This is a genomic window from Deltaproteobacteria bacterium (assembly GCA_016874775.1).
Classification (GTDB): domain Bacteria; phylum Desulfobacterota; class Binatia; order Bin18; family Bin18; genus VGTJ01.
Map to the genome: position 1 here is coordinate 1 of VGTJ01000147.1, position 16291 is coordinate 16291.

Genomic DNA, 16291 nt, shown 5'->3' on the forward strand with positions numbered 1-16291 from the left:
AAGGCCTACAGGTCTCCGACGATGAGTTTCAAGCGCTCAATATCAAACCCGGTAAGTTTCATGGCGATTGGAACTATACGCTTCTTCCTCGCTCTTAATCGGTAACTTAATTCTTGCCCATGCCTTATTATTGCGAGGGTTATCCTCCCCTTCATTCCACGCATTCGTCGGCTCGATTCCTAACGTCTCTGTGATGATCTTATGATGGCCTTTGCCTATTATTCTTAGGTAAGCATACTCTCTTCTTGTGAACGGTGGTGATGCCATGAGGATTCCTTAACAGATACCGTTCCTCAGTCGCGACCCAGTCATGTCTTTTCACGGTTATTTCAAACTGCTTCGAGCCTAACTACTGATGAACCACTTTTATCCCCTCTACTAATAGATGGTCCCATCTATTAGTAGATGCTTCCATATATATGTAGATGCCTCGGCTCCTATCTATTAGTAGATGTTTGCTCTTTTTTAGTCCCATCTATTAGTAGATGGCTGCCCCGCCTGTCAGCCGTGACATTAGCAACGATCCTCTCCGTAAGCCTTAATGCTACGACCTGTCTATAGGTCAGTTTCCAGACGACTTCCCTGAGATCCCACTGCCCGCCTGCTGCTTTCACCCGGTGCCGCACCTCGCGCTCCTGCGCCCCCACCCGAATCGCTACCAGAGTCTCTGCCGGCCACTTGGGCGATGGCGGCTCCCACGCACTCTTGTCAATAATCAATTCCACGGTCTTCCAGCGCTCTTTCGCTGCCTCGTCGTATCGGTACCGAACGCACACGAGTCGTTCTCCATACTGTTCTTGCAGCTCCTTAGCACCATCCTGATCCGGATGCAATGTTAATCGAGTGCGCATCATGCATTGGAAAATTAGGGAACGTTGCAGGGAAATTCGGGTGATACAAAGCCTAGGCGTCAAAGAGCGGTGTAGGGCACGTACCACGGCACGGCTCTATACCTTTGTCCAACCTGGGCATTCGTGTACGGGTGAAACCCATCGAATCGTTTCAACCCCAAGTTTTTGGCTTCCCCCACGGGGCAGGGTGGTAGTGACCACCAGATCGCTGGTGGCATTATCACTGCTGGTGGCGGCGTGCCGCTCTATAAAGATGGCAAGATTATCGGTGGCCTCGGGATCAGTGGCGACACTCCCTGTACGGACCATGAAATCGCCAAACGCGTCCGAGAGCTCGCCGACATGAATCCCACTGGCGGCAGTCGTGCAGGGGCTCCTACTTCCCGTCCACAGAGAAGGCCAAAAGTACATTACCAGCCATCCCACCCTGCTGGCCGTAGCCGGAATTGGTATAGAGTATTCCGCCAACGATAGTCGGCCCAGAATTATCAAATGACCCGCCGTTGGCTTTGACGCCGTTGATGGTCTTATATTCCTGCGCAGCATCATGATCCCAAATGACTTTTCCATCCTTGGTCGAGTACGCACGCAAATGACTATCAACCGAGCCAGAAAACACGACATCCGGAATGGCCGAGATTGCCGCTGACTGCGCCGGGCTACAATTCTTCCGATCACCGCACCCTGGTGGCAGCACTGACCAGACTTTCTCCCCAGTCTCTAGGCGATAAGCATGGATTCCGCCGCCAACACTGGCATCAAGCGTAGGCACCTTCCCAGCTTGGGGATCATCTTTGATCTGAATCCCCATATCTGAGATTGCCACATACATCATCTCATTATCAGCCGCCGGTCCCCACTGAATACCGCCAACCAGACCACCTTTCCCTGCCCGTTGCTCCCACAGCCGTTTCCCCTTTTGGTCAGGATCGATCGCGTAGACCATCCCCGATTTTTGTCCAGCGACAAGGACACGTTTCCCATTCGGGAGTTTCTGCAAAATCGATGAGGAGCCGAAATCAAGATCCGGCCCTCTGGCTTGCGGACAATTTGTTTCATCCTCGGTACCACAGGCCACATTCCATGCGTCGTTGGCAAGAAACTGCTCAGCCCAAAGAAATCTTCCAGTCTTCATATCAAAGGCAACAATCGCATCACTGGTGTTCGTCGCCGGGTCTGAATAATTATCTCCAGTTGTGACATAAATCCGCCCAGCTTCAGGGTCTAATGTCGGCGACGACCAGATTGATGCTCCTGCCGGTCCGTAGAGTTGCACTCCAATTTTGTTCTTGCGGGTTGGTTTCGCCTTTTCTTGGATGGTGTACGTCTTCCAGGTTTGCCTTCCAGTTGCCGCATCCAGTGCTACCAACGTGCCACGGAAGGTGCAGCACGAATACTTGGGATCAGAACCAGAAACCTCCTCAAGCGAGGTCACAGGAACATATAAACGACCGTCGTGAAACTTCGGCGACCCAGTGATGCGTGCAATAGGATGTGACTCGACTTTCGTTTTCCAAATTTCCTCTCCAGTCCGTGCACCTAACGCATGAGCAGTCGCCGATAGATCGCCGAAGTAGAGAGCATAGCGTGGTGGATTTGAGTTCGGCAGACGAGCAATGGTAACCGCCGAACGAATGCCGGTCGGATGTTTTACCGCCCAGTACACACAACCAGTCGCTGCATCAAGGGAATACACTTGTCCGCGCAGCGTACCAACGAACACGCGACCTCCAACCACGGTCGGTTGCGATGCAACCGTCCCAGCTGGATAACCAAAGGCCCATTTGACCTTGAGGTTCGGTACCTGGTCCACAGTCAAGCCAGCTTTTTCGGCAGTCTGGGCGCGGGTGTTCGCGAGACTCGCTCCCCAACCATTCCACTGTGGCGCGCGCTCATCGACGGTAAATTCTCCGGGAGCTTGCGGACACATGTTATTCAAGGTGGCTTGCATTTGTGCCGCCCCAAGCTGTTTGCCGGTGACAAACTCAGCGACCGCTTTGCGTTCAGCATCAGGCATCCCCCAGCCGACGAACAGCATGACGCCAGTTTCCAACGAATCAACAATGTCCTCGGGGTTCTTCTGCTTGAGTACAGGCAGTTGCGGAGCGCGCGGCACGTTAGCACTATGGCAAGAGGCACAACGCTGCTCGTATATTTTCGCTCCGTCTGGGGCAGTGACTGCGTGCGGAGATGCGGCAGGGGCGGCCCAGCTTTGCGAACAATATCCCAGCACCAAGCTGGCACAGAGGAATATAAAAGAGGGCAACATACCACTCGGACACTTATCCCTCGCCCCCTTCGGGCATGTTATTCTGAACGCAGTGAAGAACCTCTCTGAGAGACCCTTCGTTTCACTCAGGGTGACAAATTTCTTACACCCACCGTGTATTACCGTTTCACTGAACGCTCCATTGCCCAACATCGCTCTCCCTTTCCCTTCAAGTCCCCGTATGCTGCCCCGGTGTCAGCGTCGTCAACGCAAGCGCATGAATCTCACGCTGCATCTCGTTCACGAGCGCGGCATACACTAAACGATGACGCGCAACGAGAGGTTTTCCCTCAAACAGCGCGGACACTATCGTTACCCGATAGTGTCCGCCACCTGACGCCGCCCCAGCATGTCCAGCATGCTGGGCACTTTCGTCCTCAACATCTACAACCGTCGCGGCTAAGTCGCGCTGAAGAATCGCAGTAATCTTTTCTGCGGTAGTCATTTTTTTCCTTGCGCAGAGGGAAATATCGGTGCACGTCGCTCCTGCACTGCCCGTGCCCCTTCTTTCAGATCATCACCAAAGAAGCCGAGCATCTCCAACGCAAGCGAATAGTCAAATGACGTATGCGCCGCTGCCCGTAGCCATTGGTTGAGCGACTGTTTTGTCCAACGAATAGCGGTCTGCGAACCAGCGGAGAGCTTCTTGGCCACATCCATCGCCTTCGGCATCAATTGGTCCGGCGCTACACACATGCTCACTAAACCGATGCGCTCAGCTTCCTTGGCATCGAGCACATCGCACGTCAACAAATAATATTTCGCCTTGGCCATGCCGACGAGGAGAGGCCAAATCACCGCGCCATGATCACCAGCCGCGACACCTAACCGCGTGTGACCATCAGTGAACTTGGCATTTTCGGATGCGATACTGATGTCCGCCAGTAGAGCGACTGCGAGACCGGCGCCGACAGCGACGCCATTGATGGCAGAGATAATTGGCTTGTCGCAGTTGATCATATTATGCACGATGTCGCGCGCTTCTTTCATGGTCGCTGCCACCGCATCGAGCCCTGTCTGCATTTTGTTGAGCACCTCAAAATCACCACCGGCAGAAAAGGCACGGCCAGCACCAGTAATCACCGCCACCCGCGTTTCGTCATCGTCAGCGATGTCCAACCAGATTTTGCTCAGTTCCCAGTGCAAACGTGCGTTCGTGGAATTGAGCGTCTCCGGACGGTTAATCGTCAGTAAGGCGATACCATCTTTCTTTTCGACAAGGATATGTTGATAGGAACTATAATCCATACGTCAGCCCTCCTCCTGGCGTGGTTATCATGTTCGTTGTGAGGTCGTCTAGGTTGTTGGTCGACGCACGGGTTTGTGCTACGTTCCTGAGCCATGAAACAGAATTCATCGCTCATTACGGCCACGTGGATTGGCTTGAATCTGCTGCCCCTCATTCTCACGGTTGTCTTGTGTCTACTCTCTCAAAGTTGGGGCTGGAGTTTGGTGTTTATCCTGATCTATGTCGCGGCAATCGTCCCCTATGGGTTCTTTGTCGCGTTCCCTTTCATGGTGAAATTCTTCGATCATGCTCCGAATACGGGAACGAAGTAATTCGTGCTCACTCTTTCGCCATTGCCTCATTTCTCTGCGAATAGCTACCACCGATTGTCCCTGTCATTCTGAACGAAGTGAAGAATCTCTCTTAAGATGCTCAAGAGAGATGTTTCGCGACGCTCAACATAACAGTACGGCGATCGCCATGCAGATAAGCGTTTAGTGCGCCTCGGCCCAGTTCTGGCCAACGCCGACATCCACGCGCAGGGGGACATGCAGGGGCATGACTCCCTCCATGACTTCGCGTACCAGTTGCTCGATTTTTTTGACTTCCTTTTCTGGTACTTCAAATAACAGCTCGTCATGGACTTGCAGGAGCATACGCGTCTTGAATTTTTCGCTTCTCAGGCGGAGATCGATAGCAACCATCGCCATCTTGATGAGGTCAGCCGCGGTTCCTTGAATGGGAGTGTTGATAGCAGCACGCTCGGCAGCAGCCACCAGTGGTGGATTCTTGCTCAGCAAGTCTGGCACATAGCGGCGACGACCAAAAAGCGTAGATACATATCCCCGTGCTCGTCCCTCAACCAAGATGCTATCCATATACCCCTTGATGCGCTGATAACGGGCGAAATACTGCGTAATGTACTCCTGCGCAGTTTTGGTGGGAATGTCGAGCGACCGCCCCAATCGCAACGCGCCCATGCCGTAAATAATCCCGAAGTTAATCGTCTTGGCCTGACGGCGTTGGTCACCAGACACCTGATCTACAGGAACCTGAAACAGTTCAGATGCGGTGCGCGCATGCACATCCTGATCTTTCTGGAACGACTCCATTAACAGTGGGTCGTCACTTAAATGGGCAAGCAAGCGCAGCTCAATTTGTGAGTAATCGGCTGATAACAACACGTGCCCTGGCTCAGCGATGAACGCCTCACGAATGCGCCGCCCTTCTTCACTGCGGATCGGGATGTTTTGCAGATTGGGATTGCTGGAGGACAAGCGACCCGTCGCTGTCACAGTTTGATTGAAAGATGTATGAACGCGACCAGTTTTGGTATGAATCAGCTTCGGCAAGGCATCGACGTAGGTACTCTGCAATTTGGCAAAGCCACGATAGTCGAGAATCTTCGCCGGCAGTGGGTACTTTTCCGCTAGAGACTCCAGCACTGAAGAGTCGGTTGAAGAGCCAGTCGACGTCTTTTTCCCACGTGGCAGGCCAAGTTTATCAAACAGAATGGTCTGCAATTGTTTCGGCGAGGCAATGTTGAATTGCTCACCTGCCATCTCATAAATTTCGCCTTCGAGCTGCTTGAGATGTTGACCAAACTCTCCTGACAACGAGGTAAGGAATTGCTTATCAATGCGAATCCCTGCCAGTTCCATCTTGCCCAGCACTAAGGCAAGCGGAACTTCGATGTCGGTAAAGAGCGATTGCATCCCCTGCTCTTCGACCTGGGGAAACAACCGGTGCGCTAATCGCAGAGTAATGTCAGCATCTTCACCAGAGTAACGCGTCGCCTCCTCGACTGAGACATCGGCAAAATTCTTCTTGCCTTTGTCAGTCACTTCTTCGTAGGTGACCATCTTGTACTGCAAATGCTCCCAGGCGAGATCGTTCAAGTTGTGCCGTCGGCTGGGGTTAATGAGATACGACGCCAGCATGGTGTCACCAGCAACCTGCTGCGGCCATAACTGGTATTGTGCCAGGACCATCGCATCATACTTTGTGTTCTGGCCGATCAACGATAGCGAAGAATCCTCAAAGAGCGAGGTGAGCACTGGCAGCACTTGCTCAAGCGTGAGCTGCGGCGCGGCATCGAGCGTGTGATGGCCAACCGGAATGTACCACGCTTTGCCTTCTTCGATTGCCAGCGAAATGCCGACCAATTCGGCATCAAGTGGATTAAGCGACGTGGTTTCGGTATCCAAACAAAAAGTTTTGGCTTTGCGAATCGCACGAACGACTTTTTCTAATTGTTGTGGCGTACGGACTGTTTCATGCTCACCGGTTTGAGCAGGAGCTTCATTGGAAGGAGGATCATCCCACGGTGATGCAAGTTCAGCCTGAAAGCGGCGAAACTCGAATTCTTTGAACAAGGCTTTTAGTTGGCTCTTATCTGGCTCTTCTTTGACTAACGTGGCAACGTCCACCGTAACAGGAACATCTTCATGGAGCGTTGCCAACGTTTTCGATACCCGTGCCAATTCTACATTCGCACGAATCTTCTCACCGAGTTTACCAGGAATTTCGTCGGCATGGCTCAACAAATTCTCCAGGTCATGCCACTCTTGAATCAGCTTGATCGCGGTTTTTTCTCCGACTCCAGGAATGCCAGGAATATTATCAGTGGAATCGCCCATCAACCCTTGCACTTCAACCACCCGTGCAGGTTCGACACCAAATTTCGCGCGGACCTCTGGAATACCGACGCGTTCCCCTTTCATGGTATCGAGCATCGAAACATGTTCAGAAACAAGCTGCATCAGGTCTTTATCGCCAGAGACAATAACGACCTCAGCGCCTTCTTTTTCCCAGCGACGCGTTAACGTGGCAATGATGTCATCCGCTTCGTAGCCTTGCAGTTCGAGCACCGGAATGCGGTAAGCCTGGACAAGTTCCTTGATCCGTGGGATTTGCGGACGTAACGTTTCGGGCATCGAGAGGCGATTGGCTTTGTAATCCTTGTAGAGTTCGTGACGAAAGTTCTTGCCTTTGGCATCGAAAACGACTGCGAGGTATTCAGGCGTATATTCCTGCAGCAGCCGCTGCAACATGTTGACGAAGCCAAAGATGGCGTTCGTCGGTACGCCTTGCGAGGTTTGCAGCTCGCGCACGGCATAAAACGCGCGATAGATGTATGCCTGCCCGTCAACTAGATAGATCGTCTTATTCTTGAGTGTTGTCACCCGGCAAATGTGGCAGGGGCCACTGGGAACGTCAAGGAGAGAGAAGAAGTCTGAGGGTCTGGAAGTCTAGAGTCGAAAACAGGAAAAGAGAAAGGACCATACAGGAAGGAAGCAACCCTTTCGCTGCTTATGGTTTGTGTCTCCAAATGTGAGTAAATTTTACGATTCCTTTTCCCTTCTCTGAGGCCGTATACAAAATTGTGAATGGGTCAACAGAATAGAGACGGGCATGTGGGTCGTTCGGGTTATGGTAGGAAACACGGCTTCCTGGCAGGAGAGGGTCTTTCGCTACCTGGTGCAGAGCCTGAAACAACAGTGCCGCTTCACTTGAGGAAGCACTTGTTCTCACCTGGCGTAATGCGATACGAAAGTTATTAGTGAACTCATACACAACCGCTATGCCAGGCTTCTGCTTCCCTTACTTATCACTCGCTGTATTGATAATGTCGTCTAAGCACGTCGGATCTTCTAGCCTGGTAAGCTTACCGGCTTGCAATTCCCTATAAGACTTCTGGATATTGGTAAACAAATCTTCTGGGAGAATCTTTGTCGTTTCTCTTCTCTCAAAATGGATGTGTTGCTGTTCTAGTACGTGAACGACTCTTTCCGAGACTATGTAGGTGTCTGGCTCGTCATCCGGTATAGCATCTCCGTATTTTTGAAAAACCCGGAGCCCCTCCGCTAATCCTTTGCCGTCTGTAAAGTGTATGACGTTCATGCTCTTCGCTTTACTTCATGTCAACAAAAAACAAAAAGCCCCTGAGAATTCAGGAGCTAAGAAGAAAAGCGGGTGACCGGGGTCGAACCGGCGACCTTGTGCTTGGCAAGCACACGCTCTAGCCAACTGAGCTACACCCGCGTAAGTGAGAGCAACTGTAACACAGCGAAGGTGCCTGTCAACGGTGATCGTGGGTGAGATACAGGTTCCGCTTGCATCACTTGGTTTGGCTCAGTACGATCGGAAGATTCTTACACTAAGGCAGACACTATGGATTTTTCCTTTACAGAAGACCAATTGCTCTTGCAACAAACCCTACGACAATTCGCTAAGGAACAACTGCTGCCCAACTATGCGCGGTGGGACCGGGGCGAAAAGATTGATCGTGCAACTATTAAAGAAGCCGCAAAACTCGGCATCTTCGGCCTGCGAGTTCCAGCAAAGTTCGGTGGGCTCGAAGCAGACTATGTCACCTGCGGCCTGATGGCCGAAGAACTGTCGCGTGGCGACTTCAACTATAGTCTGTATATTCAGCTTGGGCTCATTGCCTCGGAAATTCTCTCGGAGTTTGCCCATCCAGAGGTCCAGGCCGAGTGGCTGACACGCCATGCTACCGGCGATGCGGTCATCGCCTTTGGCCTTACCGAGCCCAGTGCGGGCTCTGACGCTGCCAATATCACTACCCGTGCGGTCAAAATGGGGGACGACTACGTCATCACCGGCGAGAAAGCCTCGATTACTTTTGCTGGCTATGCTGACGCCTGTATCGTTTTTGCTCGGACGGGAGACCAAGGTGCGCGTGGAATTTCAGCTTTTTTAGTACCGTGCGATACCCCAGGAGTCACTCGACAGGTCTACAAAACCCCAGGTGAGCGGTTAACACAACGCGGATCGCTGTTTTTTGACGGCGTGCGGGTTCCAGCGCGTAATCGTGTCGGCGATGAAAGCAGAGGGTTTGCCCAGGCAATGATCGCGTTTGACTTCAACCGCGCCATTATCGGCCTCGCATGCGTTGGCGCAGCCCAGCAATCCCTTGACGAAACGATCGAGTACACCAAAGGCCGCCAGGTCTTCGGCAAACCTCTTGCCAAGTTTGAAGGGGTCTCGTTTCAGATCGCTGAATCCTTGACTTTAGTAGAAGCTGCCCGGCTCGTTTCCTACAAATGCTTGTGGCTCAAACAACAAGGGCAGAAACACACCAAGGAAGCGGCAATGGCCAAGTGGATGGGACCGAAAGTCTCCGCTGAAGCGATCCATACCTGCATCATTCTGCATGGCCATTATGGCTACAACATGGATTCTCCATTAGAACAGCGTTGGCGTGATGTCGTCGGACTCGAAATCGGTGACGGAACACCAGAAATCATGAAAGGGGTCGTCGCCCGGGAAGCGTTTGGTCGTGAATACACGTCATATAGGGATTAAACCCTAGGAGGTCCCATTTTTTGTCTCTTTTTGAGACCCTGATATTGTCGCTGACCATTAAAAATTTACCCCTCTAGTCGATTACAATAGAAGAGAAGGAATCGGACAGATTTTGCCCATGGCTTGATGGACTGTCCGCACAGCGAAACGCTCGTACTTGTGCAAGCCCCAGTACGGTTGTGGTCGTCACGAGGGAGGTGGCCTATGCGGCTCCTTAACGATGTTCGAAGTGAACAGCAACGGTTCGCATATTTGCTCAGCGGGAATGTTGAGCTTCATCGTGGAACGGGACACTGGACCGGCGCAATGGTGGGAGTGGCATTTACCGCAGCAATTGGCCTCGTGCTCGTGTGGTACTTTTCACAACTTGTTTCCCTGTAATTTGCATCGCTGGACGACGACAGCAAGGAAGTCTCCTACCGTCGTCTCAGCCCATTGCCTATTGCAACGCTCGGGCAATCGCCGCTGAGAGTGTCGTGAGTCCCGCCTCCACGTTTTTTCCCAGATGGACTCGCAGCACGCGACGCCCACGTTCGACCAGCACTTGAAAATCGCCGCGTGCTTGCGCCGCCTTCACCACGCCGAATGTGGAGCGTTGTCCAGGCACCGGTACATCCGTCGCATCATCACAGGTGACCTGCAAAAACACCCCATTATTCGGACCGCCTTTATAGGCTTGCCCAGTTGAGTGCAGGAAACGCGGCCCAAATCCAAGGCAGGTCGCAACGCGTTTACGATCGCGCACGAACTGGCGCATCACTTGTAGCTTCTGCCAATAGGTACGAGTCACTTCAAGGTAAGCCAATAGTGCACAGTAGTCCCCTGCCCGTAGACGTCCGAAATGCGTCGCAAGTAACTGGGGAAGTGACGGCTGGGTCCCGAGCATCTCCAGTAAGGCAGTTGCATTCCCCTCATCCGCAAAAAGAGAGAGGCCATCACCTTTGAAGAATGGCGTCTCAGGAGGCAGGGTCCCACGCTCTTCGTATGCGGAGGTCATGTTTCGTGTCTCGATCTTGCTCGCCTCGACATCGGGTTGGTCGAAGGGATGGACACGGAGGATAGCACCAGCAACGGCAGTCGCAATCTGCCAACGGAAAAATTCTTGTCCGAGATCATACGGATCGGCCACATCGATTCGCACCACCAGTTGCCCAGCCCGAGTCAGCACCTCGACCACGGTGTCTTGCGTAGCATCTGGCGCAGTGATCAGTCGTACGTAGACAAACACCCGATCAGCCCCATAGACGGAAGCGGCACCAAAAGGCTCAAGAGCGATCGGAAGAAGTCCCTTTCCTTGCTTCCCTGTCGATTCTGCCACTAGTTGTTCGAGCCAGGCACCCAGACCACCAAGCCCAGGTGACATGATGAGCGTGACTTTGTCACGTCCATGCTGCGCTGCCACGCCTAAGATGGCACCGAGCACCACTCCCGGATTCCCTGAGGGAGTGGTCTCAGCACCGCAGGCTTGAACCATGACGTTAGCTCGACGCAGGAGTCGTTCAATGTCCACCCCCATCACCGTTGCGGGCACCACACCAAACGTCGATAACGCCGAATATCGCCCAGCGATACTGGGTACTCCAAAAAAGATCCGGCGAAATCCATCACTCTCTGCCACCTGCTGCAACTTCGATCCCGGATCAGTGATGACAACGAATCGTTTTCCCACTTCTTGTGGGCCGACCTCTGCGGCCACTCGTTCAAAAAAATATTGTTTCAAAATGTTGGGCTCAAGCGTGCTTCCTGATTTACTCGCGACAATAAACCATGAGTGAGCCAGATCAATCTTACGCTCGGTCGCAAGAATCTGAGCCGGGTCGGTAGAATCGAGAATATGGAGTCTCGGAAAGCCAGGGTGTTTACCAAAGGTGAGGGCAAACACTTCCGGACACAAGCTCGACCCTCCCATGCCAAGGAGTACGACATCACGAACTTGCGCGTGTTGAACCTCGTGAGCGAACTGACGCAGTTCTTCACATTGCGCCAACTGTTCTTGGACAACCGTCAGCCACCCTAACCATTGGTCTTCATCACCGCCAGTCCAGAGCGTTGCATCCGCCGCCCAGAGTCTTTGCAGCTTGTTGTTCTGTCGCCACTCGTCCAATGTTGCGTGCAGCTCGCCCTCTAACGCTGGTGGTAACAGATAGGTCTGCCGACCAACCTCAAAACTCATCATGCTCTCCTTACGATATACGTGCGCGCGCACTCGCCCCCTCGCGCCTGATGGAGTGTAGTATATCACACTTCGTTGATGAGCCGTGGGACAACACGATCGGTGCGTATTCACTCGTCGTTAGCTGCTCGCGGCTCTCCCACCGACATACCCTGTCGCCCACGCCCATTGAAAATTGAAACCGCCGATGCGGCCATCACAATCAAGGAGCTCGCCGACGAGATAGAGTCCTGGCACTTTGCGGGACTCCATCGTGCGATAGTTCACTTCCTGGAGCGGTACCCCGCCAGCAGTGACTTCAGCAAAGTTCCACCCGCGATCATGTACCACTGGCAAAACAAAATTCGCCAGCGTATGGACGAGCGCACGGCGGCGGTCGCGAGAAACTTGCGAGAGCGGCACACTGGGTTCGATACCGGCTTCCCGCAGTAGTGCGCGAGCGAGACGATCCGGTAAACGTTCAGCAAGGAGGTTACTGAGAGTCCCTCGCGGTCGCGCCGTCGCCATAGAGATGAGCCACTTCTCTATCTGTTCAAAACCTTGTCCGGGCAAGAAATGACACTGGAGTTGCACCTCGTGCCCATTCGCTCTTGCCCAGGTCCAGTGCCGACTGGCATCCATCACGACTGGCCCACTCACACCAAAGTGGGTCCACAAGAGACTACCCGTACGACGGTCACTCACCTTCCCGTTCACCAGTGTCGATAGTTCGACTGGAACGGAGATACCAGACAACTCCGCATGAAATGTCTGGTCAGTTAACACCAACGGGACGAGGGCTGGTACGGTCGTCGTGACGCTATGGCCAAGCCGTTGGGCAATGCCCCAACCGCTTCCATCACTCCCTGTTTTGGGGAGAGAGCGACCGCCTGTGGCAAGAACAACCCGTTGGCTTACCAACTCCCCATATTCATGCCGAACGATGAAACCGCTGCCTTGCACCTCAATAGCAGGTTCCCTCTCTCCTTGCGGAAGAGAGATCGGGTGAGGAGGAGCGGCGCGCACGACATCGATCACCCGATGCGCAGTCAGTATGGTTACACCCAAGGCTTCGCATCGTCGCAGCAATGCAGACAGGACCGTTCGCGCACTATCAGAGACGGGGAATAATTTCCCAGTCTCTTCTCGTTTGAGTGGCACTCCAAGTGATTCAAACCATCGCGTCGTCGCCTGCTCATCAAACGCCGCAAGAATATTGCGTACGATATTGCGTGATCCATTATAGTCCTCCGGATGAACTTCATCATGTGTCACATTACAGCGTCCGCCGCCCGAAACAAGAATTTTCGCCCCAACTTTTCGTGCCGAGTCAAGCACAACAATTGAGGGGGTGGCGTTCTTTGTCCGTGCAGTTTCTGCGGCAAAGATCGCTGCCGCAAGACCTGCCGCGCCTGCCCCAACGACAACGATGTCGTATGTTTGCATCTTCCCCTTGTTCAATGATGATAGAAAATTGGCTTGCAAGAACATCGCAAATGTGGGTATAAGGCAAGCACATACAATCGCATTGTAAGGAGGGTTTCACTATGCAATTAGGCAGAATCATTGATTCAGACGGTCACGTGCTAGAACCACCAGATCTGTGGAAAAACAATCTTGAATCCAAATTTAAGAGCCGCGCACCGTTTCTGGCGCGTGATGAAGAAGGGTGGGAGTCGCTCGTTGTGAACGGCCGGCCGTCTCCCGTCAGTCGTGGGTTAGGCGTCGCCTCAGCGTATGGGAAACCAACCGAGGTCGCATTCTCGAAAGAGTTTGGCTACATGGACGGCCCGGCGGGCGCCTATGATCCACATGCACGCGTGAAACTGCTCGACGAGGATGGTATCGATGCGGCAGTGCTCTATCCCACACTTGGATTGATATGGGAAGGTGAAGTCGACGACCCTGAACTCGCGGCAGCAATTTGTCGTGTTTACAATGACTGGATCATCGATTTTTGTCGCCCTTATCCAACGCGACTGTATCCGGTCGCACACATTTCTTTGATGGATGTGAACCGTGCGGTGGCTGAACTGCAGCGCACAGCAAAGATGGGCATCAAAGGCGTAATGCTCACCCCCTGGCCAACCAACCACAGGAGCTACGGCGATCCCTACTACGATCCGTTCTGGCAAGTTGCCCAAGAGCTGAACATTCCGGTCGGTCTCCACGTCATTGCCCGACCGCAGTATCATGGGAACGAGTGGTACAAGAACCCCACGTTTCACGGCTCGTCATTCTACTTCCTGTCGGTCACACTCGGCTTTGATATTCAGGCATCGTTCGTGAGTTTTTTCGAAGGTGGTACGCTGGAGCGGTTTCCCAACCTCAAACTGCTAACGCTTGAGGTTGGCGCTGGTTGGCTGCCCCATTTTATCGAACGCATGGACAGCAAATGGGAACACATCGGACCTCTCACATCCTGTAAGCGTCCGCCTAGTGAATACTTCCGCCGTCAAGTCTGGATCGGTGCGGATGTTGACGAAACCCTGATCCCGGTGGCCAGTGCACAGTGGGGTTCAGAAAAGTTCTTCTGGTCCACCGATTTCCCGCACTTCGATGGTTTCACCAAACCTCTAGATCGACTCAAGAAGAGCATCGTCGATATGCCCAAGAAAGATCAACAGAACATTCTTGGCGATAACGCAGCCCGCGCGTACAATCTGTAGAAGGGCTATCGGAGAAGTCACTAGGAGTGCCATTGCGAGCGAAACGAAGCAATCTCTACCTTACGTTTTAGCTGATGCTGGGATTGCTTCGTCGCCTGCAGCTCCTCGCAATGACGTTCTCACATTCTCCTTATCTCCCTGTCTCCGATTCATCTTTTCAGATAGTTATCTCCCCCACGGCTCCAATTCGACCTGCAACGCATTGAGGTTCCGCGCCATCATATTCCAGAAGGACGTAGCCGCGGTCAGCTCAATCGCATTCTTCTGACCAATCAATTTCTCCACGCTCTTAAAGAGGTCGTCCTCGACACGCCCCTTCTGGGTGAGTTCGTCGGCATAGCAGAGAATCAGCTTGTCATTGTCAGTGAACAACGAGCTGGTTTGATACGAGCCGACATTGTCGATTTGCTCCTGTGTCAACCCACACTGCTTGGCAATGCCAATATGGCGGACGAAACCATACTCGCAGTTAAGCCGCTTCATCAGAATGAGAACTGCTAACTCGCGTTGACGTGGGTCAAGCGACGAATCGTTCATGAAATAATCAGCCAACGGGAACACGCGCGACGCCAGTTTCGGACTATTCGATAATGCTTTGACCACATTCGGGACTTGCTTCACCGGAAAACGCTTCACGAAGTTATCGTACAGCTGCTGCCCCTCACCGCTCAGATTTTCCTTTTCGACATAAGGAACTCGTGCCATTGATATTTCCCTCCTTTTTCTTTCACCTCCTTTTCCTCTACCGCGCTTCTTTTTCGCTGGCAAGGGAAAGATATTTAGCGCAGTCAGCGTCTCGAACCTTCACCATCCTTGCGTTAACATGTCTTTTTATGAGGACTCAAGATTTTAGTACGCTCCTTGCCCAAGGTGAGAATCTGCATGTCGAGTTCAAACAATGGCCGGTACAGCCGGATGATCTCGCTGCTGCGATCGTCGCCTTTGCCAATACGGATGGTGGGCAACTTATCCTTGGTGTTGATGATCATGGTCAAGTCATCGGCATTGCTGAAAGCGATCGTGATCACATCGCACAGACTGTCGATAACGTCGCGTTCCACAACATTCACCCGCCAGCCACTGTCGTCCTCGAAACGACAACTGATATACAAAGTCGAGTGGTGTTAGTCGCGCGGATCCCGAAAGGCAGTCAGCGTCCCTATCGCACTAATCGTGGAGTCTATTACATTCGCACCGCCTCTGGTCGCAGGCAAGCATCGCGAGAAGAACTGTTACGACTCTTCCAAGCCAGTGAAAGTCTGTATTACGACGAGACACCAGTCCTCTCGACCTCACAGACTGACATCGAGTCCCAAGCACAGGCGGACATACTCGAACTCGCCAGACAACGAGGCGTAGATGTCGCCGCGATTGATCAACAGCGGTTGTTCCGCAACTGGAAGCTCTTGGCACAAAGTGAAGGACAGGTTTCGCTGACCGTTGCTGGCGTACTGTTCCTTGCTCGCAGTCCACAGCAGTGGCTGCCAACTTGCTATATTACCGCTCTCCGCATCCCTGGCACTGACATCAGTATTGCGCCGTCCGATCAGAAACGTATCGAGGGCCGTCTCTTAACACTGCTTGAGGATGCCAAACGTTTTCTAGAAATCCATTTGCCGCGCCCACATCATATCCAAGGATTAGCACCAGAAGTGACACCCGAACTCCCAACTGAGGTGTTACGTGAAGCGTTAGGCGGTGGCAGGAAACAACTTACCGCAATAGTGATTGACCGGAGTGGAGAGCCTCTGCACAAGAGCAGGGATGAGAGACGAGACCATTGTGTGCTGGCTT

General features: G+C 52.8%; 12 protein-coding genes, 1 tRNA gene and 1 pseudogene. 5 read left to right on the forward strand and 9 right to left on the reverse strand.

The features are described 5' to 3' along the window. Positions 1–545: 545 nt before the first annotated feature. Positions 546–851 (reverse strand): annotated as a pseudogene (locus FJ147_21205) (hypothetical protein). Positions 852–1016: 165 nt separating this feature from the next. On the opposite strand from FJ147_21205, the gene FJ147_21210 reads away from it, so the two are divergent. Then, positions 1017–1325 (forward strand): hypothetical protein, encoded by a 309-nt coding sequence (locus FJ147_21210; GenBank protein ID MBM4258403.1) that lies wholly within the window; start codon positions 1017–1019, stop codon positions 1323–1325. On the opposite strand, the gene FJ147_21215 is transcribed toward FJ147_21210, so the two are convergent. The 3 genes from FJ147_21215 to FJ147_21225 all read right to left on the reverse strand — a co-directional run bounded on the left by FJ147_21215 (position 1228) and on the right by FJ147_21225 (position 4368). Beyond that, positions 1228–3120 (reverse strand): cytochrome C oxidase Cbb3, encoded by a 1893-nt coding sequence (locus FJ147_21215; GenBank protein ID MBM4258404.1) that lies wholly within the window; start codon positions 3118–3120, stop codon positions 1228–1230. The genes FJ147_21210 and FJ147_21215 overlap by 98 nt on opposite strands. Positions 3121–3289: 169 nt before the next feature. Then, entirely contained in the window at positions 3290–3565 is a 276-nt protein-coding gene (locus FJ147_21220) for a BolA family transcriptional regulator (GenBank protein MBM4258405.1), read from the reverse strand. Beyond that, positions 3562–4368 (reverse strand): enoyl-CoA hydratase/isomerase family protein, encoded by an 807-nt coding sequence (locus FJ147_21225; GenBank protein ID MBM4258406.1) that lies wholly within the window; start codon positions 4366–4368, stop codon positions 3562–3564. Before FJ147_21225 ends, FJ147_21220 begins: the two co-directional genes overlap by 4 nt. A gap of 93 nt (positions 4369–4461) precedes the next feature. Between FJ147_21225 and FJ147_21230 the strand changes: the two genes are divergently transcribed. Then, on the forward strand, positions 4462–4680 hold the full coding sequence (locus FJ147_21230; protein ID MBM4258407.1) for a hypothetical protein: 219 nt from the start codon (positions 4462–4464) through the stop codon (positions 4678–4680). A 162-nt stretch (positions 4681–4842) separates the two neighbouring features. Here FJ147_21230 and polA read toward each other — a convergent pair whose 3' ends face one another. Both polA and FJ147_21240 read right to left on the reverse strand, forming a co-directional pair. Next, complete coding sequence (polA, locus tag FJ147_21235; protein MBM4258408.1) at positions 4843–7533, reverse strand: DNA polymerase I; 2691 nt, start codon at positions 7531–7533, stop codon at positions 4843–4845. Positions 7534–8318: 785 nt separating this feature from the next. Next, a tRNA-Gly gene (locus FJ147_21240) sits at positions 8319–8392 on the reverse strand. A gap of 129 nt (positions 8393–8521) precedes the next feature. Here FJ147_21240 and FJ147_21245 point away from each other — a divergent pair. Further along, complete coding sequence (locus tag FJ147_21245; protein ID MBM4258409.1) at positions 8522–9676, forward strand: cyclohexanecarboxyl-CoA dehydrogenase; 1155 nt, start codon at positions 8522–8524, stop codon at positions 9674–9676. Between the two features lie 439 nt (positions 9677–10115). Here FJ147_21245 and FJ147_21250 read toward each other — a convergent pair whose 3' ends face one another. Next, positions 10116–11852, reverse strand: a complete 1737-nt coding sequence (locus FJ147_21250; GenBank protein MBM4258410.1) for a bifunctional transaldolase/phosoglucose isomerase — start codon at positions 11850–11852, stop codon at positions 10116–10118. A 117-nt stretch (positions 11853–11969) separates the two neighbouring features. Then, positions 11970–13274, reverse strand: a complete 1305-nt coding sequence (locus FJ147_21255; protein MBM4258411.1) for an NAD(P)/FAD-dependent oxidoreductase — start codon at positions 13272–13274, stop codon at positions 11970–11972. Positions 13275–13375: 101 nt separating this feature from the next. Between FJ147_21255 and FJ147_21260 the strand changes: the two genes are divergently transcribed. Then, positions 13376–14497 (forward strand): amidohydrolase, encoded by a 1122-nt coding sequence (locus FJ147_21260; GenBank protein MBM4258412.1) that lies wholly within the window; start codon positions 13376–13378, stop codon positions 14495–14497. Positions 14498–14662: 165 nt separating this feature from the next. On the opposite strand, the gene FJ147_21265 is transcribed toward FJ147_21260, so the two are convergent. Continuing rightward, positions 14663–15202 (reverse strand): carboxymuconolactone decarboxylase family protein, encoded by a 540-nt coding sequence (locus FJ147_21265; protein ID MBM4258413.1) that lies wholly within the window; start codon positions 15200–15202, stop codon positions 14663–14665. 128 nt (positions 15203–15330) lie between these two features. Between FJ147_21265 and FJ147_21270 the strand changes: the two genes are divergently transcribed. Next, the coding region (locus tag FJ147_21270; GenBank protein MBM4258414.1) for a hypothetical protein at positions 15331–16291 on the forward strand (961 nt) is incomplete at its 3' end.